The sequence below is a fragment of the Mesorhizobium sp. MC2-1-1 genome (genome assembly GCF_057597255.1).
Window position 1 is genome coordinate 4,031,241 of sequence record NZ_CP195205.1, and the last position, 22,919, is coordinate 4,054,159.

Annotated in this window: 17 protein-coding genes and 1 pseudogene; 9 read left to right on the forward strand and 9 right to left on the reverse strand. The window is 64.6% G+C overall.

Features of this window, described 5'->3' with window-relative positions; translation table 11 throughout:
- The first annotated feature begins 71 nt into the window (after positions 1-71).
- Positions 72-1,028 carry an SDR family oxidoreductase gene (locus ACR64R_RS19975; protein ID WP_487358007.1) on the forward strand — a complete coding sequence of 319 codons (957 nt, stop codon included), beginning with the start codon at positions 72-74 and terminating at the stop codon, positions 1,026-1,028.
- On the opposite strand, the gene ACR64R_RS19980 is transcribed toward ACR64R_RS19975, so the two are convergent.
- The 4 genes from ACR64R_RS19980 to ACR64R_RS19995 all read right to left on the reverse strand — a co-directional run bounded on the left by ACR64R_RS19980 (position 1,029) and on the right by ACR64R_RS19995 (position 7,481).
- A complete protein-coding gene (locus ACR64R_RS19980; RefSeq protein ID WP_487358008.1) occupies positions 1,029-1,187 on the reverse strand; it encodes a DUF3309 family protein in 159 nt (52 codons plus the stop codon).
- A 94-nt stretch (positions 1,188-1,281) separates the two neighbouring features.
- Positions 1,282-4,458 (reverse strand): efflux RND transporter permease subunit, encoded by a 3,177-nt coding sequence (locus ACR64R_RS19985; protein ID WP_487358009.1) that lies wholly within the window; start codon positions 4,456-4,458, stop codon positions 1,282-1,284.
- Between the two features lie 70 nt (positions 4,459-4,528).
- On the reverse strand, positions 4,529-5,704 hold the full coding sequence (locus tag ACR64R_RS19990; protein WP_487362500.1) for an efflux RND transporter periplasmic adaptor subunit: 1,176 nt from the start codon (positions 5,702-5,704) through the stop codon (positions 4,529-4,531).
- Between the two features lie 355 nt (positions 5,705-6,059).
- Complete coding sequence (locus ACR64R_RS19995; RefSeq protein WP_487358010.1) at positions 6,060-7,481, reverse strand: coniferyl aldehyde dehydrogenase; 1,422 nt, start codon at positions 7,479-7,481, stop codon at positions 6,060-6,062.
- 296 nt (positions 7,482-7,777) lie between these two features.
- On the opposite strand from ACR64R_RS19995, the pseudogene ACR64R_RS20000 reads away from it, so the two are divergent.
- Positions 7,778-8,554 (forward strand): annotated as a pseudogene (locus ACR64R_RS20000) (AraC family transcriptional regulator).
- Between the two features lie 95 nt (positions 8,555-8,649).
- Here the strand turns inward: ACR64R_RS20000 and ACR64R_RS20005 are convergent.
- Positions 8,650-9,780: a patatin-like phospholipase family protein gene (locus tag ACR64R_RS20005; RefSeq protein ID WP_487358011.1), complete on the reverse strand. Its 1,131-nt coding sequence runs from the start codon at positions 9,778-9,780 to the stop codon at positions 8,650-8,652.
- 194 nt (positions 9,781-9,974) lie between these two features.
- Positions 9,975-11,075 carry a citrate synthase/methylcitrate synthase gene (locus ACR64R_RS20010; protein WP_487358012.1) on the reverse strand — a complete coding sequence of 367 codons (1,101 nt, stop codon included), beginning with the start codon at positions 11,073-11,075 and terminating at the stop codon, positions 9,975-9,977.
- Between the two features lie 89 nt (positions 11,076-11,164).
- Between ACR64R_RS20010 and ACR64R_RS20015 the strand changes: the two genes are divergently transcribed.
- The gene (locus tag ACR64R_RS20015) at positions 11,165-12,322 is read left to right on the forward strand and encodes a citrate synthase (protein WP_487358013.1); all 1,158 of its coding nucleotides are present in this window, start codon (positions 11,165-11,167) and stop codon (positions 12,320-12,322) included.
- A gap of 149 nt (positions 12,323-12,471) precedes the next feature.
- On the opposite strand, the gene phaR is transcribed toward ACR64R_RS20015, so the two are convergent.
- Entirely contained in the window at positions 12,472-13,065 is a 594-nt protein-coding gene (gene phaR / locus ACR64R_RS20020; RefSeq protein WP_487358014.1) for a polyhydroxyalkanoate synthesis repressor PhaR, read from the reverse strand.
- A 306-nt stretch (positions 13,066-13,371) separates the two neighbouring features.
- Between phaR and ACR64R_RS20025 the strand changes: the two genes are divergently transcribed.
- The 6 genes from ACR64R_RS20025 (at position 13,372) to ACR64R_RS20050 (ending at position 21,338) form a co-directional block, all read left to right on the forward strand.
- A complete protein-coding gene (locus ACR64R_RS20025; protein WP_487358015.1) occupies positions 13,372-14,556 on the forward strand; it encodes an acetyl-CoA C-acetyltransferase in 1,185 nt (394 codons plus the stop codon).
- A gap of 86 nt (positions 14,557-14,642) precedes the next feature.
- On the forward strand, positions 14,643-15,368 hold the full coding sequence (gene phbB, locus ACR64R_RS20030; RefSeq protein WP_487358016.1) for an acetoacetyl-CoA reductase: 726 nt from the start codon (positions 14,643-14,645) through the stop codon (positions 15,366-15,368).
- Between the two features lie 696 nt (positions 15,369-16,064).
- A complete protein-coding gene (locus ACR64R_RS20035; RefSeq protein ID WP_487362501.1) occupies positions 16,065-19,415 on the forward strand; it encodes a helicase-related protein in 3,351 nt (1,116 codons plus the stop codon).
- Between the two features lie 91 nt (positions 19,416-19,506).
- Positions 19,507-19,893, forward strand: a complete 387-nt coding sequence (locus ACR64R_RS20040) for an RNA-binding S4 domain-containing protein (RefSeq protein ID WP_487358017.1) — start codon at positions 19,507-19,509, stop codon at positions 19,891-19,893.
- A 152-nt stretch (positions 19,894-20,045) separates the two neighbouring features.
- Complete coding sequence (gene fdxA / locus ACR64R_RS20045) at positions 20,046-20,384, forward strand: ferredoxin FdxA (RefSeq protein ID WP_487358018.1); 339 nt, start codon at positions 20,046-20,048, stop codon at positions 20,382-20,384.
- Positions 20,385-20,756: 372 nt separating this feature from the next.
- On the forward strand, positions 20,757-21,338 hold the full coding sequence (locus tag ACR64R_RS20050) for a CarD family transcriptional regulator (RefSeq protein ID WP_140645828.1): 582 nt from the start codon (positions 20,757-20,759) through the stop codon (positions 21,336-21,338).
- Positions 21,339-21,403: 65 nt separating this feature from the next.
- On the opposite strand, the gene ACR64R_RS20055 is transcribed toward ACR64R_RS20050, so the two are convergent.
- Positions 21,404-22,183: an amino acid ABC transporter ATP-binding protein gene (locus tag ACR64R_RS20055; RefSeq protein ID WP_487358019.1), complete on the reverse strand. Its 780-nt coding sequence runs from the start codon at positions 22,181-22,183 to the stop codon at positions 21,404-21,406.
- The gene (locus ACR64R_RS20060) at positions 22,180-22,860 is read right to left on the reverse strand and encodes an ABC transporter permease subunit (protein ID WP_487358020.1); all 681 of its coding nucleotides are present in this window, start codon (positions 22,858-22,860) and stop codon (positions 22,180-22,182) included. Before ACR64R_RS20060 ends, ACR64R_RS20055 begins: the two co-directional genes overlap by 4 nt.
- Positions 22,861-22,919 lie beyond the last annotated feature (59 nt).

Consider the following 22,919-nt stretch of genomic DNA (forward strand, 5'->3'; position numbering starts at 1 on the left):
TCACAGTCAATTTCAATTCGTTCGTGAACGCCTCACATTGACCTGGCAAACACAAGCAACGGAGAGAACAAATGACCAAGATCGCAATCCTCGGCGCCAATGGCCGGCTCGGCCGCGTGGTCGGCAAGGCTTTCATCGACGCCGGCTTCGATGTCCGTGCCGTCACCCGCACCGGCACGGTTCCTGCGGAGCTCGATGGCGCGACCGCCGTCGCCGGGGACGCGCTCGACCGCGAGTCGCTGATCGGGGCCACGCAGGGCATCGACATCGTCTTCAACGGCCTGAACCCGGTCTACACCGATTGGGGCAAGTGCATGCCGATGGCCGAGAACGTCATTGCCGCCTGCCGCGCGAATGGCGCGCTGCATCTCTTCCCGGGCACCGTCTACAATTATGGCTCGCCGATGCCGCAGGTGATCAGCGAGGCGACGCCGTTCCACCCGACCACCGAGAAGGGCCGCATCCGCTGCGCCATGGAAGACCTGTTCCGTGGCGAGGCCGAGGCTGGCCGGGTGCGCACCATTGTGCTCAGGGCGGGCGATTTCTTCGGCGGCACCGGTTCAGGCTCCTGGTTCGACCTCGTCGTCGCCGCCAAGATGAGCAAAGGCGTCTACACCGCGCCCGGCCCGGCCGACTTGACGCATGAATGGGCCTACCTGCCGGACTTCGCCGTCGGCTTCGTCGGCCTGGCGAAGAACCTCGACAAGCTCGGCTTCTACGAAGCCATCAACTTCCCCGGCCACGCCATTACCGATCTCGACATGAAGGCCGCCGCCGAGAAGGCGCTGAACCGCAAGCTGAAGCTCTCCTTCATGCCCTGGTGGGTGCTGCGCGCCGGCAGCCCTTTCGTCGCCATGTGGCGCGAGATTGTCTCGATGTCCTATCTGCGCTTCGAAGCGCACCGGCTGGTCTCGACGCGGCTGGAAGAGGTGATCGGCGAAATACCGCACACCCCGCTCGACCAGGCGGTGAAGGAAGCCCTGAAGGATATCGGTATCGCCGTGGATCCCGGTCGCAGGGCCGCCTGATCAGATCCTGCCCATCAGCAAAAGCACCAGCAGCACGATCAGGACGACGCCGACAATGCCGGACGGCCCGTAACCCCAGGACCGCGAATGCGGCCACGCCGGCACGGCGCCGATCAGGATAAGGATCAGGATGATGATGAGAAGCGTGCTGATCGTCATGGAGCCCTCGCCGTCTGATTGAAACCGACGGGACAATGCAAAAAGCCGCCCGGTAGTTCCCGGGCGGCTTCTTTCGTTGGCTTGTGAAATCGCTTTATTCCGCGGCTTTCGGGAAAGCCTGCGCCGGCCCGGCGCCCGACTCACTGGCCGGCGCGTCGGTCGTGACCTCGCCCTTGCCACCGCGGAACAGGCGGCCGAACCAGCCGCGCCGCTGGCCAGGCTTCACCTTGGCGCGGGTGAACACCATCAGCATTGACGGCGTCACCACCAGCGTCAGCAGCGTGGCGAAAGACAGGCCGAAGACGATCGCCGAGGACAACGAGATCCACCATTGCGTCGACGGCGCGTTGATCGTCGTCTCGTGATGGAAGATCTCGAGGCCGAGGCCGAAGGCGATCGGCAGCACGCCGAGAATGGCCGACACCGCCGTCAGCACCACCGGACGCGCACGCTCGCGGCAGGTCTGCAGCACCGCGTCCATCTTGTCCCAGCCCTCCTCGCGCAGCCGGTCATAGGTGTCGATGAGCACGATGTTGTTGTTCACGACCACGCCGGCGAGCGCGATGACGCCGATGCCCGACATGACGATGCCGAAGGCCTCGCCTGTCAGAAGCAATCCGAGGAACACGCCGATCGTCGCCATGACCACGCAGGACAGCACGAGCCACACGCTGGTGAACTTGTTGAACTGGGCAAGCAGCACCAGGAAGATCAGGAAGATCGCGGCGCCAAAGGCCTTGCCGAGGAAGGCGCTGGCTTCCGCGCTGTCCTCGTTGGAGCCGGCCAGCTTCCAGCGGATGCCGCTGCCGAGATCCATCTCGGCGACGGCCTTGGTGACCTGCTCCTGCACCGCCGCCACCTGCGCTCCGGCGCTGACATTGGCTTGCACGACCACGGTGCGCGCGCCGTCGATGCGGTTCAGGATACCGACGGTCGGCTCGGGCTTGCGCACGACGAAGTTCGAGATCGGCACCGACCCTTGCGAGGTCTGCACACGGAGCTCGTCGAGCGTCGAGAGCGTGCGCCGATCCTCCGGCAGCCGTAGCCTTATGTCGACCGCGTCGTCGGCGCCCGCCGGCCGGTATTCCGAGAGCTTGAGGCCGTTGGTCACCAGTTGCACCACCGTGCCGACCGAAGTCGGGCTGATGCCGTATTGCGCCGCCTTGGCGCGGTCGACCTCGAGCGCCCAGTCGACGCCGGGCGGCGGCAGGCCGTCCGAAATGTCGATGACGTTGGGAATCTTGGCGATGCGGGCCGCGACCGCCCGCGCCTTGTCGTCGAGCCCGGCCGGATCGGCGGCCGACAGCCGGATCTGGATCGGCTTGCCGGTCGGCGGGCCGGCTTCCGGAACGCGCACCTCGACATCGACGCCGGGAATGCCCGCCATCACGCCGCGCAGATCGTCGAGGATGTGGTTGGCGGACTTGCGCTCTCGCCAGTCGACGAATTCGTACTGGATCACGCCGACGACGTCTTCCGGGACGTCCTGGCCGCCGCCTTGCGTCTTGCCGACGCGCGTATAGACCGACTTCACGCCGGGCCAGCCGAGCAGCCTGTTCTCCGCCGTCTTCGTCGCCGCGTCCATTTCCGCCAGCGAGAGATTGCCGCGGGCATGCACGTAGAGCAGGCCGTAATCCGGCTCGACGCTGGGGAAGAACTCGACGCCGGCGCCATATTTCGAATAGGCGAAGCCGACGCCAAACAGCAGGCCGACGGTGAGCAGGATGACGGTGATCGGGAAGCGCACCGCCTGCTTGACCACGGCCATGTACCAGCCGTCGCGATTGCCCTCTTCGTGATGCTCCGGCGCCTTGGCGAAGATCGCGCCCAAGGTCGGCGCGAAGACCAGCGCGTAGAGCATCGAGGCAGACAACGTCACGATCAGCGTGATCGGCATGTATTTCATGAAGTCGCCGATGATGCCGGGCCAGAACAGCAGCGGCGAGAAGGCGGCGATGCGCGTCATCGTCGCTGCGATCACCGGGCCTGCCATGCGCTTGGCGGCCAGCGCGAAGGCGTCGGCCTTGGGCATGCCCTCGCTCATGCGCCGTTCGGCGAATTCGGTGACGATGATGGCGTCGTCCACCAGCATGCCGACCGCCAGGATGAGGCTGAACAGCACGATCATGTTGATCGTGTAGCCCATCATGGCGAGCAGCAGGATGCCCATCAGGAACGACGACGGGATGGCAAGCCCGATGAGCAGCGAGGCCCGTCCCGACAGCGCGTAGAGGATGACGATGAACACCAGGATGACTGCGATCATCACATGGTTCTGCAGGTCGCCGAGCAGCTGGTTGACGAAGACCGACTTGTCCTGCGTGTAGGTGACATGCATGCCTTCCGGCATCGTCTTGATGAAATTGTCCGACACCTCCCTGACATGGGTCAGCGTGTCGATGAGGTTGGCGCCGATGCGCTTCTTCACCTCGATGGCGATGGCCGGCCTGCCGTCGAGGCGCGTCACCGTTTCCGCATCCTTGAATGTCGAGCGTATCGTCGCAATGTCCTTTGCCTGGACCACGGCGTTCGGCGTGGCGACGACCGGAAGGTTGGCGACATCTTCAGGGGTCTCGATCAGCGACGGTACCTTGACCGCGTATTTGCCTTCCGAGCCTTCGAGGTTGCCGGCCGCGACCAGGCTGTTTGAGGAAGCGACGCCCTGGATCACCTGGTCGAGTTGTAGCCCGTAGGAGGAAAGCTTCACCGGATCGATGACGACCTCGACGAGGTCGTCGCGCGCGCCCTGCAGCGAGCCTTCGAGCACGCCAGGCACTTCCTCGATGCGGTCGCGAAGCTCGCGCGCGGCCGACGTCAGCACGCGCTCCGGCACGTCGCCCGAAAGTGTGACGACCAGGACCGGGAATTCAGAGACATTGACTTCGTTGACCGTCGGCTCCTCGGCGGCCTGCGGCAGGTCGGCCTTCGCGTCCTGCACCTTACTGCGCGTATCCTGCAACGCCGTCGCCAGGTCGGTCTGCGGCTGGAACTCGACCAGCACATAGCCGCCACCCTGGAAGGCGGCCGAACGCATTTCCTTCAGCCCCTTGAGGCTCTTGAGCTTGCTTTCCATCGGCCTGAGCAGAAGGCGTTCGGAATCCTCCGGCGAGATGCCCTGATAAATCAGGCTGACATACATCATTGGGATCGGAACATCGGGCTCCGCTTCCTTCGGTGTCGACTGATAGGCGACCCAGCCCGCGACGAGCAGGAACAGCAGCGCCGATATCGTGAGGCGGGCGTTGTTGATGGCGAGTTTGACGATATCCATGACTTCGGCCTGTGTTCTTCGGGCTGCGAACCGGCCACCGCCAAGCGGCGCCGGCAAGGGCGTGTCGTTCTTACTGCGTGCCGCCGGTGGCTTCGCCGATCAGCTTGCTGATGATCGCCTGGTCGGCCTCGACAGGCTTCACCAGGTCGCCTTCCTTCACCAGTTCCTGTCCGGCGACGATGATGCGCGCATCTTTCGGAATGCCGCCCAGCACCAGGCCGTGCGGCGTGTCGTCGACGAGGTCGATCGGGAAGAACGCCACCTTGTCGTCCTTGCCGACGGCGCGGATGCCGAGATCGCCCTTGTCGCCCAGCGTCACCACCGAGCGCGGGAGCAAGATCGCGTCGGTCGGCTCGGCGCTGAGCGTGATTTCGGCCGTCATGCCGGCGGGAATGGAGCCGTCACCATTGGGTATCGCCACCTCGACGCGGAAGGTACGGGTCTGCGCCGAGGCATCGCGGCTGATGTAGCGCACCGTTCCGGTGGCCTTCTGGTCGTTGACCAGGCGCACGTCGGCCTCGTCGCCGATCTTGACGTAGCGCAGGTCGCGCTCGCTGATCTCGCCGCGTGCGATCACCGGGTCGAGCTTGAGGATCGTCGCCACCTCGCCGCCCTGCATCACCGAGCTGCCGAGCTCGACCGGAATGCGATCGATGATGCCGTCGAACGGCGCCTTGACCTCGTTGCGGTCGAGCTCGGCCTGTGCGGTGTCGAGTTGCGATTGCGCGAGCGTCAGGTTGGAGCGGGCGGTGTCGAGCTGCAGCTTGGGCAGGTTGCCGGTCTTGGCCAGCCGCTCCGCGGCGTCGAGCTCGGCCTTGCGCTGCACAAGCAATTGCTTGGCATTATCGACGTTGGAGATCTTCTCCTCGGCCGCGAGCATCAGCACCAGGTCGCCGGTCTTGACGTGATCGCCCTGCTTGACCGGCAGCTTTTCGATGACGCCAGCGACGCGCGTCGCCAGCACGGCGCGCTTGTCGGCCTCGGTCAGGCCGGAGATGCGGATTGCCCGCGCATAGATCTTGCGCGGCGGCGTCACCACCGCGACGGTGCGCGGCGGGGCCTTGGGCTCGGCGTCGGCTGTCTTCGCCTTGGCGGCCTCCGGCTGTCCGGCGCCGGCGTGCTTGTCGGTGGTGACCGACTTGTCTGCGGCGCTGCCGACGGACGAGAACTCGCCCGTTCCCATCCAGGCCGCGAAACCGATGAGCACGGCAATGGCTGCAAGCTTGTGAAACCTGATTTTCGGCATCATCATTTTTCCGTTGCAGGACCTGGCGAGGTCGGCGCTTCCGACTCGGGCGCGCGGCCGATATGGGGGTGCGCGGGGCCCAGTTCAATTTGCCGTGATCGGCGGACGTGCGCTTCTACCTCAAAGTTGCGGCGCAATATAGTCGGAAAAGTTGCGGAAACATTGCGCCATAGAACGCTATACCTCGACTAAAGCGGGCTTTTCTTCACTCCTGCTGGCGCTTTTTCGGGCGCGTGGGCAGGTTCCCCAAGGTTATTGGCAACAGCCGTCAGCATTATGCGAGAAATCTTCCACGGGCGGTGACAATCGTCCGGTTGGAGCGCGGTCACGCCCCACTATGGTCCGGTTGAATCCGTCAAGTGATGAGGTTGAGCAACCGGAAGATTCGCTCGAACGTCCTGCCGTAAGGGGGCCGCAGCAGGCCGCCGGCGCTGAGCCTCGACTGAATGAAGATCGGCTTCTCCTTGCTGAAGGTGCGGAACCCCCATTCGCCGTGATAAGCGCCGGTGCCGCTCTCGCCGACCCCGCCGAAGGGCTGCCGCTCCTGCACCAGATGCATCATGCAATCATTGATCGTGACGCCGCCGGCCACGGTTTCATGCATGACCCTTTGCCGGTTGGCGCTGTCGCTGCCAAACCAATAAAGCGCCAGCGGACGCTCGCCCCGGTTCACATGGCCGATCGCCTCGTCCACCGTCCCGTACTCGACGATCGGCAGCACCGGACCGAAAATCTCCTCGCGCATCAGCCGCAGGTTTTCCCCGGCATTGCGCACCAGCACCGGCGCCATCTTGCGGTCGGTGACGCCAAGCTTCTCATTAGCCGGATTGACCTCGGTGACCTCGGCGCCGCTCTCGCGCGCCTCGACGACCATGTCGTTCAATCGCCGATGATGCCGCTCGCTGACGATGGCCGTATAGTCGCGATTGTCGGCGAGGCGCGGATAGAGCTTCGCGATTGCCGCCGCAAATTTCGCGGCGATCGCGGCACCTTGGCCCCGCGGGACCATCAGATAGTCCGGCGCTATGCAGGTCTGTCCAGCATTGAGCAGCTTGCCATAGGCGACGCTGGCCACCGCCGCATCGAGATCGCAGGACGGGTCGAATATCGCCGGCGACTTGCCGCCGAGCTCGAGCGTCACCGGCGTCAGATTGGCGGCTGCGGCCAGCGCGACCTGGCGGCCGACCGCCGTCGAGCCCGTGAACAGGAGATGGTCGAAGGGCAGCGACACGAATGCCTTGCCGACATCCGCGTCGCCGACCACCGCGCTGACCTCGTCGGCGGCGAAATACTTTTCGACGAGGCTGGCGAGAAGGTCCGAGAACTTCGGCGTCAGCTCCGACGGCTTGATCAGCACGCGGTTGCCGGCCGCGAGCGCCGCCGTCGCCGGCGCGATGGCGAGCTGAAACGGATAGTTCCAGGGCGAGACGATGCCGACAACCCCGAGCGGCTGCGGCAACAGGCGGTTGCGGCCGGGCAGGAACGGCAGACTGGTGGCAACGCGTCGCTCGCGCATCCAGGCGCCGAGATGCGACAGCGCGTGCCTGACGCCGGCGCGCACGACGAACAATTCGGCAAGCCGCGTTTCCTGGGCCGAGCGGGCGGAAAAGTCGCTGTCGATCGCGGCGCAGATCTCGGCCTCATGCTCTTCGGTGAGCGCGAGAAGGCGCTTGAGGCGATCTTTGCGGACCGCCAGGCTTGGGAAGGGCTCCTTCTCGAAGGCCCGGCACTGCAGCTCGAAACGGGCGCCGAGCGCGTTCTGTCTTGTCTGCAGCATCGCAACCTCCCGTTTACGTTCAGGTAAGTTACATCGGCCATGCAACCGAATCCAGCGTTGCCCGGGTTCCGTTGCGGAATGCCCCGATTCAAGCGATCCGGATATCCGGTTGGCACCCGTCGTCGACATAGGAAAGCCCACCGGTCCGCAAACGACCCTTTTCGCCGTCCATGTATGAACTGGCGTGCAAACGGTGCTTGGCGGCGGTGGGCGGCTCGCGGCGAAAAAATCCGCAAGATCGGCCGAGCGCCTCATGTCCACGCGGCTTAGCTGGTGCTGCCACGGAGAACGGAGCGATGAAGGCAGCGGTTCATGACCACCATGCCCGGATGCAAAGGGTGCTGGATCACATAGATCGGCATCTCGACGACGATCTGGACCTGGAGGCGCTGAGCGGCGTCGCAGCCTATTCGAAATATCATTTCCACCGGCAGTTCACGGCGACCTTCGGGCTGTCCGTGCACCGATATGTCCAGCTCGCCCGCATGAAGCGCGCTTCATTTCGGTTGGGCCACGCGGACGCCGAAAGCGTCACCGATATAGCGATGGATGCTGGTTACGATGCACCGGATGCCTTCGCCCGCGCCTTTCGGCAACGCGAGGACAAAGCTCATGCAGATAATCTTTACACCAGATGACGTGATGATCCGCGAAGTGCCGCCCACCCTGGTGGCGGTTATGGAACATCGCGGAGATCGGGCGATGCTCGGCGACACCATCCAGCGGTTCATCGCCTGGCGCAAGGCGGCCGGACTGTCGCCCGAAACGAGCCCGACCTTCAACGTCTTCCGCTCCGAAAGATGTCCCGCTGTCGCGGCCGACTACAGCATGGACATTTGCGTCGGCACGAGGTAAAGGCCGGCGAGATCCCCGGCGGGCGCTGCGCCGTGCTGCGCTATCCCGGCAATACCAACAATCTTGAGCCGGCTGCGCTCTACCTTTATCGCGACTGGCTTCCGGCCAGCGGCGAGGAAACGCGCGACTTCCCGATCTATTGCCAGCGGCGGCTGTCCTTTTCCCCGGCCGCGCCGGTGCCTGAAATCATCGTCGAGCTGTTTCTGCCGCTGAAATAGCGCCGCCCTGTGACGGCGGCCTGTCCGCTCCGGTCGCAAAACCGGACTGGCCGCTGTCCACGCGGGCTCGGTCCTGCAAGCTCAGGTCCTTGCAATCAGGCCTGGCGCCGCGCCGCCTCCGGCTTCATCCGCGCGGCAAGGAATTCCTTGACGCGGCGCCCCGGCGCCGGACCGTGCAACGGCTTGAAGCCGTCGGCGAGCTCGCCCGAAAGATCGAGTGTGGCCCGCTCGCCGACGGCGTCGTAATTCGCTTCCAGCCAGTCGCTTGCAGCACTTCGGCCGAGGTCGCGCAGATAGGCGATGAACGCCCATTCGGCATTGACCTTGGATGAGGCCGATAAATCCTTGAAGGCCTCGTCTGCATCGATGCGGTGCATGCGGATGTCACGGTATTCGCCATGTGGCAGGCGTCCGGCCGCGATCAGTTCCTTGACGAAGGCGATCGAGCGGAATTCGCGCAGGAGCCCCGCGTTGAAGGTGATCTCGTCGATGCGGTTCTGAATCTCGTTGGCGCTCTTCGGCGTGCCCTCGCGCACCACCGGATTGATCTGCACAAGGAGCACGTCCTCGGTCGCCGTCGTCTTGAAGAACGGGAAAAGCGCCGGATTGCCGCCATACCCGCCGTCCCAATAGGGCACGCCCTTGATCTCGACGGCGCGGAACAATTGCGGCAGGCAGGCCGAGGCCATCACCGTATCGACGTCGATCTCGCCGTCGGAGAAGACGCGCAACTGCCCGGTCTCGACATTGGTCGCCGAGATGAACAGCTCCATCGACCTGCAGGCCCGCACATTGTCGAAGTCGATCTCCTTCTCCACCACATCGCGCAGCGGATTGAGGCCGAGCGGATTGGCCACATAGGGTGAGAACACCCGCGACATCGTATCGAAGAAGACGTAGCCGGGCGTGTTCTCTATCGACCAGTTGCCCCACGCGACATCCCAGGGCATGCGCTGCACCGGGCTGAAGCGGCCCTTCGAGGCCACGGCCCGCCAGAAATCGTCGAGCTTTCGGCGCGCGCCCTCGACGCCGCCGCGCACAAGGCCGTCGGCCAGCGCCACCGCGTTCATAGCGCCGGCGCTGGTGCCGGACACCGCCGCGATCTCCAGCCGTCCGTCTTCCAGCAACCGGTCGAGCACGCCCCAGGAAAAGGCGCCGTGCGAGCCGCCGCCCTGAAGCGCAATATTGATCTTCTTCTTTTCCTCCGCCTTGCCGTTCTTCACCATGGCGTTCCTTGTCTCGATGCGCTGGCCTGCCGCCGCGTCATTTGGACGGAGTCGGAACAGTCAGCCTATGTTGCAGCGCAGCATATAAGGGCGGACCAAGGCAAGAACACGAACACACAAGCGTGATCGCATGAAATTTCGGTCATTAGGGGTTCCTTCCTCGGCCCACGAAGTGGTGAGAGGAACCGAGCTTCTCAAGCAACGAGATCGGGCACCGGTCCGACATACCGCGATTGTGGCCTGATCAGCCGTCCGGTCGCCTGCTGCTCGCGCGCATGCGCTATCCAGCCGGCGACGCGGCCCGCGGCAAAGACGTTGGAGAATGCCTCTCTCGGGAAGCCGACCGCTTCCAAGAGAAGCGCGGTATAGAACTCGACATTAGTCTGGATCGAGCGTTGCGGCTTTGCGATCCTGAGCACGTCGAGCGCTGCCTGTTCCACCGTCTCGGCGAAGGCCAGCCGGCTGCCCATTTCCTTCCCACTCGCCTCCTTGCGCGAACCGAGCTGCCGCACGACCGCCTTCAGTGCGTCGGCGCGCGGATCGCGCACCCGATAGATGCGGTGGCCGAAACCCATGATGCGATCGCCGTGCGCGATCGCTTCTTTGAGCCAGGCGGCGGCGTCGCCGCTGGATTCGATGGCGTCCAGCATCTCGATCACCGGCCCCGGCGCGCCGCCATGCAGCGGGCCCCTCAGCGCTCCGAGCCCCGCCAGGATCGCGGAGGTCAGCCCGGCCTGTGTCGAGGCCACCACGCGGGTCGCGAAGGTCGAGGCATTGAGCCCATGGTCGCAAACCGTCACCAGATAGCTGTCCAGTGCCCTGGCAAGCGCCGGCGTGGCGGCGCCGGCCAGCATCCGCACCATATCGCCGGCATGATCGGCGTTTTCGTCGGGAGCGACCGGCGTCTCGCCTCGGCCAAGGCGCAGCAGCGCAGGCGTCAGCACCGCTGGCGCTGCGAGCAGCCGCAGCGCGTCGGCAAGCCCGTCACCGTCCGGAAGCATGGCCATGCCGGCCCGCATGCCACTGTAGATGTCGAGCGGGGCAAGCTGCGGAAGCGCCGGTTGCAGGCGATCGAACACCTCGACGCGCGCCTTGCCGACCGCCTTCTCCAGCCCGGCATCGCCTGGGAGATCGTCGAAGAAGCCGTCGAACAGCAGCCGGACCACCTGCGCATAGCGCCAGCGGCCGGCAAGCTCGATCAGCGAATGGCCTCGGATGGTGAGATGCCCGCCCGCGCCATCGACATCGGAAAGCACCGTATCGGCCGCCACAACATCATCGAGCCCATTCGTCATGATCGTCTCCTTGACCTTTTGTGCATTGCAATTAATACTGTGCAATCAATACATCAATCTTGATCAAGATAATCAATGTAAGGCGGCAAATGACGGAATGGCTGACGCGGGAGCAAGCGCTGGAGCGGCTGAACGTCAGGCCTCAGACACTCTATGCCTATGTCAGTCGCGGCCGCGTCGGCATGAAGCCGGACGATACCGACCCGCGACGCAGCCAGTACCGCGCCGACGACATCGCAGCGCTTGCCACCCGACGCGCTCGCGGGCGGAGCCCGCGGGCGATCGCCGAAAGCGCCATCGCCTGGGGCGAGCCGGCGATCGCCACCTCCATCTCGACGGTGCTGCATGGCCGCCTGGTCTATCGCGGCAAGGATGCGGTGGCGTTTTCATTCGCCGCTACGCTCGAGGAAACGGCCGCGCTGTTGTGGGCATCGGATTCGCCGGTGTCATTCGCTTCGCTGACGCCTTCGTCCGCCCGGCAGAGCGGAGCCGCGACGGCCTTTGCCAGGCTCTCGGCGCTCGCGGCCGAAGGCTGGCCCTCGCTCGGCCGCAGGCCGGCCATGCTGCAGCAGGACGGCGCCGCCGCAACCAGCGCGCTGGCCACCGCGCTCGGCGCGATGCCCGGATCCGAACCCGTGCATGCAAGGCTGGCGCGTGGTTGGTCGGTCGAGGACGAAGGCGCCGATCTCATCCGCAAGGCGCTGGTGCTGCTGGCCGATCACGAGCTCAACGCCTCGACCTTCGCCGCCCGCGTCGCGGCCTCCACCGGCGCCCCGGTCGCCGCCTGCCTGCTCGCCGGCCTTGCGACGCTGAGCGGCCCACGCCATGGCGGTGCGGGTGCTGCGGCGATCGCATTGGCCGAGGATGCGGAGCGGCTGGGTCCCGACGAGGCGATTGCCCGCTGGCTGGCGCATGACCGGCCGCTGCCGGGCTTCGGCCACCCACTCTACCCGGAAGGAGACCCGCGCGCGGAGGGCCTCTTGTCCGGTTTCCGGATCGATGACGCGCTATCGCGCCTGCGCGACGCGGTCCTTGCCGCGACCGGCCTGCATCCGAACATCGATTTCGCCCTTGCGGCGATGACGCGCGGCCTGCGCCTGCCGGCCGACGCGCCGTTCCGCCTGTTCGCCCTCGGCCGCAGCATCGGATGGACGGCGCATGCCATCGAGCAGGTCACAAGCAACAGGCTGATCAGGCCCCGCGCCCGCTATGACGGGCCGGCCGAGAGAACGGTGAGCGACGGGTAAAGCGCGCCAGGTGTGTCGAAAGTCAGGTCAGGCCGCGTCGAGAATGATGGCTGCCGAGAACCGGAATGGAGCGTACTCAAAGTACGTGAGCACCGGAAGCGCAGACCGTCGTCGTTCGCAGGCCGGCCTCACCTGAATATCGGCACACCTTACGACATCGTATCGAGCTTGCGCTGCATAGCTGCGATCTGTGCCTTCAATTCCTGCAGATCGTCGGACTTCTCTTCCCTCTTCGGCGGTTCGGACGGGGCGGCGGCGGTGCCGCCGCCGGACGGGAATGGCGTGAACATGCGCATGGCGTTCTGGAACATCTCGACATTGCGGCGAGTCTGTTCCTCGAGCGCCTTCATCGGCGTCTTCATCATGTCGATCGGCGTCTTGCCGAAGGCGCCCTTCATCTGCTCGCGAAACCGCTCCTGCTCCTTGGAGAAGGCGATCATCGATTGTTCGAGGAAGCTCGGCACGATCATCTGCATCTGATCGCCGTAGAAGGAGATGAGCTGGCGCAAGAACGGGATCGGCAGCATGTTCTGCCCTTCCTTGTTCTCCAACTCGAAGATGATCTGCGTCAGCACCGGATGAGTGATGTCGTCGCCGGTCTTTGCGTCCTGGACCGTGAACTCCTCGCCTTTCTTGACCATCTCGGCCAAGTCCTCGAGTGTCACATAGGTACTTGTGCCGGTATTGTAGAGCCGGCGATTGGCATACTTCTTGATGACGATCGGGTCGTCTTTCACGGCCATCCGTATCCTCCCCAGGACACCGGCACCTCAAGGAGTAAGCGGCCGGTAACGATTGCGCCCTTTATCGAGGATACGCGCAAAAGCGTCACAATTCCAAGTGGTTTGTGCACTGCGGCATCAATTAATGCTGCATAGCCATTGCAAAATCCGCCGCGCCGTCGACGTCATGTTACCGCAACCGGCACGCGCCCTGCTTGCCGCGCATGGCGGTCATGCCCATTTCCGGTTTGACTCAGGTCATTTAACGGGCAAGAAAAGTCCTCAACGATAGCCTAAAATACGACAACTCGAAGTCTGGAGAAGAAAATGGCCGCTTCCAATTCAATCGTCGTTGCCAGCGCCGCCCGTACCGCGGTCGGCTCCTTCAACGGCAGTTTCGCCGCCACGCCGGCGCATGAGCTCGGCGCCGCGGTCATCAAGGAATTGCTCGCGCGTGCGAGCGTCGAGGCGGCGGAAGTCGACGAGGTCATCCTCGGCCAGGTGTTGACCGCCGCTCAAGGGCAGAACCCGGCCCGCCAGGCCTCGATCAATGCCGGCCTGCCGAAGGAGACCACCGCCTGGGGCCTCAATCAGGTTTGCGGCTCGGGGCTGCGCGCCATCGCGCTCGGCATGCAGCAGATCGCCACCGGGGACGCCAGGGTGATCATCGCCGGCGGCCAGGAATTGATGTCACTGTCCCCGCATGCCGAGCATCTGCGGGCCGGCGTCAAGATGGGCGACTACAAGATGATCGACACCATGATCAAGGACGGCCTGTGGGATGCCTTCAACGGCTACCACATGGGCAACACCGCCGAGAACGTCGCCCGCCAGTTCCAGATCACCCGCGACGACCAGGACGAGTTCGCTTTGGCCTCGCAGAACAAGGCGGAAGCCGCGCAGAAGGCCGGCAGGTTCAAGGACGAGATCGTCGCCTTCACCATCAAGGGCAAGAAGGGCGACACCGTCGTCGATCAGGACGAATATATCCGCCACGGCGCGACGCTCGACGCCATGACCAAGCTGAAGCCCGCTTTCGACAAGGACGGCACGGTGACTGCCGCCAATGCGTCGGGTATCAATGACGGCGCCGCCGGCGCATTGCTTATGACCGAAGCCGAGGCTGCCCGGCGCGGCGTCACGCCCCTGGTCCGCATCGCCTCATGGGCGACCGCCGGCGTAGATCCGGCGATCATGGGCACCGGACCTATCCCGGCCTCGAAGCGGGCGTTGGAGAAGGCCGGCTGGTCGGTCAAGGATCTCGACCTCGTCGAAGCCAACGAGGCCTTCGCGGCGCAGGCCTGCGCCGTCAACAAAGGCATGGGCTGGGATTCCTCCATCGTCAATGTCAATGGCGGCGCCATCGCCATCGGCCATCCCATCGGCGCCTCCGGCGCCCGCATCTTCAACACGCTGATCCACGAGATGCGTCGTCGCGGCGCGAAGAAGGGCCTTGCCACGCTGTGCATCGGCGGCGGCATGGGCGTCGCCATGTGCGTGGAAGCGCTTTGACGGACTCGATTTGACGGGCGGCGTAAAGCCGCCCGTTCCTTATCTGCCAGGCCCGGACACAGGGTCGCTTCAAGAAGGGGAAACGCATGAGCAAGGTAGCAATCGTCACGGGCGGGTCGCGCGGCATAGGCGCGGCGATATCGGTCGCGTTGAAGAACGCCGGCTATTCGGTCGCGGCGAACTATGCCGGCAATGACGAGGCGGCCGCGAAGTTCAAGGCCGAGACGGGCATCCCGGTCTATAAATGGTCGGTGGCCGACTATGACGCCTGCGCCGCCGGCATCAAGCAGGTCGAGGCCGATCTCGGTCCGGTCGCGGTGCTGGTCAACAATGCCGGCATTACCCGCGACGCCATGTTCCACAAGATGACGCGCGAGCAGTGGAAAGAGGTGATCGACACCAACCTTTCCGGCGTCTTCAACATGACGCACCCGCTGTGGAGCGGCATGCGCGACCGCAAGTTTGGCCGCGTCATTACCATTTCCTCGATCAATGGCCAGAAGGGCCAGGCCGGCCAGGCAAACTATTCGGCTTCGAAGGCTGGCGACATCGGCTTCTCCAAGGCCCTCGCCCAGGAAGGGGCCCGAGCCGGCATAACCGTCAACGTCATTTGTCCGGGCTACATCGCCACCGAGATGGTCAAGGCGATCGACGAGAAAGTGCTCAACGAACGTATCATCCCGCAGATCCCTGTAGGCCGCCTCGGCGAACCGGAAGAGATCGCGCGCTGCGTGGTCTTCCTCGCTTCGGACGAAGCCGGCTTCATCACCGGCTCCACCATCACCGCCAATGGCGGCCAGTACTTCGCCTGACACCCGTTATCGCTAAGGCGGCCCCAATTTTGGGGCCGCCTTTTGCCCGCCGGCAAGGCCGGCGCGACACCTTGCCTCAATTCGGCACGCAAAGGTTAACGGCCGGGGCACTCCCTGTGCGCAACTCTCTTCACAAGCTGTGAGTTCTCGGTGGGCAAGCTGTGGATAACACCATATCTAGGGGTGAACAAACCGGGAAAACCGACAGATCGCTGATTCGTCGCCGATTCGTTCCGGCTTTGACCGGAAAGTTAACGGCGGGCGGGGCAAACGTCACCGAATTCGTTAAAAGCGATTAAGAAAAGTCAATAAATTCATAACCTTGACGATGGTCCCGAGGTCGACCGCGACAGGTCCGCCGGCAAGGTTAACGGTCATGCCCAGCTCGATGGGGCTAGGCATAAATCGGGCCAATTTCTCGATTCAGCATGTGGTGAGACTCATCGTCAAAAAATCCACATGTAGCCGTGAACAAACCCTGAACCAGGACGAGTCAGCGATTCGTCGCTGATTCGTTCCAGACTCGTTCCAGCCGTTAACAGGAGCCGATTTTGGATGCCGCAGCCGGCCCCGCCTACCCAGCAGAGGAACATTCCGCTTTCGCTTGGCGTTTTAAATCCCTATGTGTCGCCTGTCATACACGACGGCGCCGCCGTGGTTCAGACTACAAGCGGCAGAAACCTCATTTCCGAGCCGATGAACATCCAGCCGAAACATTCCCAGCCTTTGATCCTTTCGGGCCGCGACGTGACGGCCGTGCTGGGACCCACAAACACCGGCAAGACCCATCTCGCCATCGAACGCATGGTCGCGCATGAGAGCGGCGTGATCGGCCTGCCGCTACGGCTGCTCGCCCGCGAAGTATATGCCCGGGTCTGCGAGAAAGTAGGCGCCCACAAGGTGGCGCTGATCACCGGCGAGGAGAAGATCGTTCCGGCCGGCGCGAGATACTCGGTTTGCACCGTCGAGGCGATGCCGCGCGAAACCGACGCCGCCTTCGTCGCCATCGACGAAGTGCAGCTCGCCGGCGATCTCGAACGCGGCCACATTTTCACCGACCGCATCCTGCATCTGCGCGGCCGCCAGGAAACGCTGCTTCTGGGCGCGGCCACCATGCATGGCATCTTGCAGCGCCTGTTGAAGGGCGTGTCGGTGGTGACCCGGCCAAGGCTCTCTCACCTTGCCTATGCCGGCTCGAAGAAGCTGACCCGGCTGCCGCGGCGTACGGCGATCGTCGCTTTCTCGGCCGACGAGGTCTATGCCATCGCCGAACTGATCCGCCGCCAGCAGGGTGGCGCCGCCGTCGTGCTCGGCGCGCTCAGCCCTCGCACTCGCAACGCCCAGGTCGAGATATTCCAGTCAGGCGACGTCGACTATCTCGTCGCCACAGACGCCATCGGCATGGGGTTGAACCTCGACGTCGACCATGTCGCCTTCGCCCAGAACCGCAAATTCGACGGCTATCAGTACCGCAACCTGGCTGCGGCCGAGCTCGGCCAGATCGCCGGCCGCGCCGGCCGGCATCTGCGCGACGGCACATTCGGCGTCACCGGCCAGGTCGATCCGTTCGACGAGGATCTGGTCGCCAAGATCGAGTCGCATGACTTCGACCCGGTGAAAGTGCTGCAATGGCGCACCGCCGATTTCGATTTTTCCAGCCTCGATGCGCTGAGGCGCTCGATCGAGACCAATGCGCCGGTCGAAGGGCTGACCCGCGCGCTGCCGGCCGTGGACGCGCAGGCGCTGGAGCACCTGTCGAAGGACGGCGACATCCGCGCTTTAGCTTCCGACAGGGAGCGCGTCGCGCTGCTGTGGGAAGCCTGCGCTCTGCCGGACTACCGCAAGATCGCGCCGGCGCAGCACGCTGACCTTATCGCCTCTATCTATATGGACCTTGCGCGGCATGGCCATGTCGATGAGAATTACATGGCCGAGCAGGTGCGGCGCGCCGACACGACGGAAGGCGATATCGATACGCTCTCGCACCGGATCGCGCAGATCCGCACATGGACTTTCGTCTCCAACCGCCCCGGCTGGCTGGCCGATCAGCTACACTGGCAGGAAAAGACGCGCGAAATCGAAGACAGATTGTCGGATGCGCTGCATGAGCGGTTGACGAAACGCTTCGTAGACCGCAGGACTTCCGTCCTCATGCGGCGCCTTAGAGAAAATACCATGCCTGAAGCCGAAATCAGCCCCACCGGAACCGTCCTCGTCGAAGGCCATCATGTCGGCGAGTTGCAGGGGTTCCGCTTCACCGCCGACCAAAGCGCCGGCGGCGAGGACGCCAAGGCGGTGCGAACCGCCGCCCAGAAGGCGCTCGCGGCCGAGTTCGAAGCCCGCGCCGAACGCTTTGCCGCCTGCGCCAATGGCGACCTGGCGCTCGGCTCCGACGGCGTCCTGCGCTGGATCGGCGCGCCGATCGGCACGCTGGTCGGCGCCGACGAAGCGCTGAAGCCGCGTCTGGTCCTGCTTGCCGACGAGCAGCTGAACGGCCCAGCCCGCGACAAGGTCGCGGCGCGCGCCGAACGCTTCGTCAACTTCCAGATCGAGTCGCTGTTGAAGCCGCTGGTCGATTTGAAGAATGCCGAACAGCTCACCGGCATTGCGCGCGGCATCGCCTTCCAGTTGGTTGAGCATTTCGGCTTGATCAATCGCCGCGACATCGCGGACGAGATGAAGTCGCTCGACCAGGAAGGCCGCGCGGCACTCCGCCGGCTCGGCGTGCGCTTCGGCGCCTACCATGTCTTCGTGCCGGCGCTCATCAAGCCGGCGCCGGCGGGCCTGGTGACGCTGCTTTGGGCACTCAAGAACGACGGCAAGGACAAGCCCGGTTTTGGTGACGTCGTGCACGCGCTGGCGTCGGGCCGCACCTCGGTGGTCATCGATCCGGCCTTCGATAAGACATTCTACAAGCTCGCTGGCTATCGCAATCTCGGCCGCCGCGCCGTGCGCGTCGATATCCTCGAGCGGCTTGCCGACCTCATCCGCCCGGCGACCAACTGGAAGCCCGGCCTCGGCCAGCGCCCGGACGGAGCCTATGACGGCCACGCTTTCATGGTGACGCCGCCGATGATGTCGATTCTCGGCGCCACGGCCGACGACATGGAAGAGATCCTCAAGGGCCTCGGCTACCGCGCCGAGGCGAAGCCAGCCGCCGAAGTGAAGGCGAGGCTCGAGGCCCAGGACAATGCCGCCCGTGAAGCAGCGGCGGCGAAGCTGGCCGCCGAGGAGGCAGCCCGCGCCAGCCATGCGGCGGAGGCGCTCGCGCCCGAAGCAACTGCCGAGGCAGCGTCGGTGGAGAGCCCTGAGACGGCCGGCACCGAAACCCATGCGCCGGAGACCCCGGCGGAAAGCGCGGTCGAACCCGTCGACGAAACAGCCGGACAGGAGGCCGTGGCAGCTGAAGCAACGGCGGAAGCCGCGACGGCAAGCGAGCCGGCGGCGCCAGGCGATGAGCCGGCCGGCGAGACTGAGGAAAGCGCTTCCGCGATTCACGCCGAGACCCCGACCGCAGGCGAGACGATCGGATCGACTGAAACGACGGCGCCGGAAGCCGCCGCGGGCGAAACCCCGGCCGAGGAGCCGAAGCCGGTCCTCTTGTGGCGTCAGGCGCGTTCCGACCATCAGCGTCCGCGCCATCGCCACGACAACCGCCCACGCGGCGGCCAGCCCGCGCGCGACGGACAGGCGGGCGCCGCACCCGGCCAGCCTGGCGACAGGCCTGCACATGAAGGTCGCCGCGACGGTGCCGGCAAGCCGCGCTTCGACCGCTCGAAATTCAAGCCGAGACCCGAGACAGGCGACCGGCGCGAGGGTGGTGAACGGCGCGAAGGCAGGCCGCAGGGCGAGCGCCCTGATCGCCACGAGGGAGGCCGCCGCGAGGGCCGGCCCGACTGGAAGGGCAACAGGCAGGACGGCAAGGGCAATGTGCCTGGCGGAAAGCCGGCCTTCCAGGGCAAGCCGCGCGAGGAACGCCCACAGCGGTTCGATCCGGATTCGCCCTTCGCCAAGCTCGCCGCCTTGCGCGACCAATTGAAGAAGTAGCCTAGGGCATGATCCCGCACCTGAGAACCGCGTCGGCGGAAAGCGGAACAGGGCTTCCGGATAAGATCGTGCGCCAACAAGGCTAGCCTCGATGGTTGGAGAAGGTCGCCAGCGCATCGACAAATGGCTGTTCTTCTCGCGCGCGGTGAAGTCGCGATCCTTGGCGGCGAAAATCGCCGTCGCCGGGCGCATCCGCATCAATCGCGACAAAGCAGCGCAGGCCTCGGACACGGTGAAGCCCGGCGATGTGCTGACCGTCACACTCGAGGGCCGCATCCTGGTCTGGAAAGTGCTCAGTTGCGGGACGCGGCGCGGCCCGGCCGACGAGGCCCGCCTGCTTTACGAGGACATGTCGCCGGCGCCGACGCCCAAGGACGAGGCCGTCGCTGACGCCATTCCGGCGCTGCGCGACGCCGGCAGCGGCCGCCCGACCAAACGCGAGCGACGGCAGACCGACCGACTGCTCGGCGATGATTGAATAGGGCCTGTCGGACCGCCAGCGGCGACGCGGCTGGAATTCGATTTCCCGATGGCCGGCCGCATACAAACTCCGCGCCCTTGCAAGCAGCCGGCAAAGGCGTTACCTCAACCTGAAAAAGCCGAGTAAATCGGGACGTTCCGGAGCCTTCGATGACCTATGTCGTGACCGACAATTGCATCAAATGCAAATACATGGACTGCATAGAGGTCTGTCCGGTCGACTGTTTCTATGAAGGCGAGAACATGCTCGTCATCCATCCCGACGAGTGCATCGACTGTGGCGTATGCGAGCCCGAATGCCCGGCCGACGCGATCAAGCCGGACACCGAGGGCGGTCTCGACAGATGGTTGCAGATCAACTCCGAATACGCCGAGAAATGGCCCAACATCACCGCCAAGAAAGAGCCGCCGGCGGATGCCAAGACCTTCGACGGCGAGACCGGGAAGTTCGAGAAATATTTCTCTCCGGAGCCCGGTGAAGGCGATTGATGCAGGCGCTCGCAGCGCTGCATGACGCGGCGTAACGTGCCCGATACAATTACTGTCTTGACAGGCAGCGACCTCGCTTGGCGTTAGCGAACGCAGCAAAACCTTGATTCTTCCGACTTTTTGTGTTACACAAGCAAAACATGCCGGTGACACAACATCGATTTATGGCGCTAACGCCCCTAATCACTGAAAGGTGAGCTTTTAAATCCGGACCAGAGCGATCTGGGGCAGGCGGTCGCATTCGTGCGATGTGCCGGTCCCTGCTTTTCCGGTAGCTTCATCCTGTTGCGCGGCTAACGGTCGGCTTAGGCCGGCCCCCATGGGTTCGCGCCGGCATGATGCCGGCGGCACAACTAAGGAGTTCAGGGCGTAATGGCAACGATCACCCCGCAGAAGAAGTCCAACGCAGCCCGACACGGGTTCAAGACCGGCGAGTTCATCGTCTACCCGGCGCATGGTGTAGGCCAGATCGTGGCGATCGACGAGCAGGAAGTTGCCGGTCACAAGCTGGAACTGTTCGTCATCGATTTCCAGAAGGACAAGATGCGGCTGAAGGTGCCGGTCGCCAAGGCGACCTCGATCGGCATGCGCAAGCTGTCGGAAGAGGATTATGTCGATCGCGCGCTGAAGGTCGTGCAGGGCCGCGCCCGCATCAAGCGCACCATGTGGTCGCGCCGGGCTCAGGAATATGATGCCAAGATCAACTCCGGCGACCTGATCTCGATCTCGGAAGTGGTGCGTGACCTCTACCGCGCCGACAACCAGCCCGAGCAGTCCTACTCCGAGCGCCAGCTCTATGAAGCCGCGCTCGACCGCATGGCCCGTGAGATCGCCGCGGTGAACCGTATGTCGGAGACCGAGGCGGTTCGCCTCATCGAGGTCAACCTCAACAAGGGTCCGAAGCGCGGCGCCAAGGCCGACAACGAAGAATCCGAACAGGAAGAAGCCGCCTGAGGCTCTCGTCCAAGCGTATGAAAAACCCGGCCTCGCGCCGGGTTTTTTGTTTCTGGCAGCCCATTCTACGCGCCGCTGCCGGCGACGTCCTTCTGCGCCTCCTCCTGCCTGAGCGAGGCGATGAAGCGCTTGGTCCGCTCGCGCTCCGGATTGTCGAACACCACGGATGCCGGGCCCTTCTCGACGATCGCGCCGGCATCGAGGAACACAACCTCCCGGGCGATCTTGGATGCGAGCCTGAGATCATGCGTGGCCATGACCATCGTCGTGCCTTCGCGGGCAAGCTGCCCCAACACGTCGACCACTTCCTGCGCCAGTTCCGGATCGAGCGCAGAGGTCGGCTCGTCGCAAAGCAGCACGCGCGGCGAAGGCGCCAGCGCCCGGGCGATCGCGACGCGCTGCTGCTGACCGCCCGACAGCGTCGCCGGCCAGGCATCGGCCTTGTGCGCCATGCCGACCTTTTCAAGCAGCGCCATCGCCCGCTCGCGCGCTCTCGCCTCAGGCCATTTCAGCACCGTCACCAGCCCTTCCATGACATTCTCGACCGCCGTGCGATGCGGGAAGAGCTGGAAATTCTGGAACACCATGCCGGTCTGCAGGCGGATGCGCTGGATATCCTTTGCCGGCACCTTACCGCCCGGATGGAACGCAAGCGTCTCCTCGCCGATACGCAAGGAACCGGAGGTGGGGATCTCCAGCAGGTTGATGCAGCGCAGCAGCGTGCTTTTCCCGCCGCCGGAAGGACCGACCAGCGCCGTAACACTGCCTTCGTCGATGCTGACGGTGACGCCTTTCAGCACCAGATTGTCGCCAAAGCGCTTTTCGATGTCGGTAAGGCCGATCATGCATTGGCCTCCAGGAACCCGCCATAGCGGTTGAGCCGCACCTCCAGCCGCGCCTGCAACGCCGACAGCACCGAGCTCAGCGCGAGATAAAGCGCGGCCGCCTCGACATAGAGGATCAGCGGCTCGTAGGTGGTGGCGACGATGCGCTGCGCGGCCTGGAACATCTCCGGCACGGTGATGGCGGCAGCCAGCGAGGTGTCCTTGACCAGCGAGATGAAGGTGTTGGAGAGCGGCGGCACCGCGACGCGGCCGGCCTGCGGCAGAATCGTGCGCCGCATCGCCTGGCTCCAGGTCATGCCGATTGAGTAGGACGCCTCCCACTGGCCCTTCGGCACCGAGCCGATGACGGCGCGGATGATCTCCGACGTGTAGGCGCCGATGTTGAGCGTGAAGCCGATCAGCGCCGCCGGGAAGGCATCGAGCAATATGCCGACCGACGGCAGGCCGTAGAAGATCAGGAAGAGCTGCACCAGCAGCGGCGTGCCGCGGAAGATCCAGACATAGAAACGCGCCAGCGCGACCAGCGGCTTCGGCCCGAACAGCCGGATCAGCGCGGTCACCAACCCGGCGATCAGCCCGAGCGCGAAGGACAAGAGCGTCAGCGGCACGGTGAAGATCAGCGCCGCCCACAACAAAGTCGGCAGGGATTCCAGCATCAGTTGCAGCCAGTGCGGCACGGAGCTCTCCTCCTTTCCGGGCGCGGCGGCCGCATCCCGGCCGGCATTGCCGGATGACT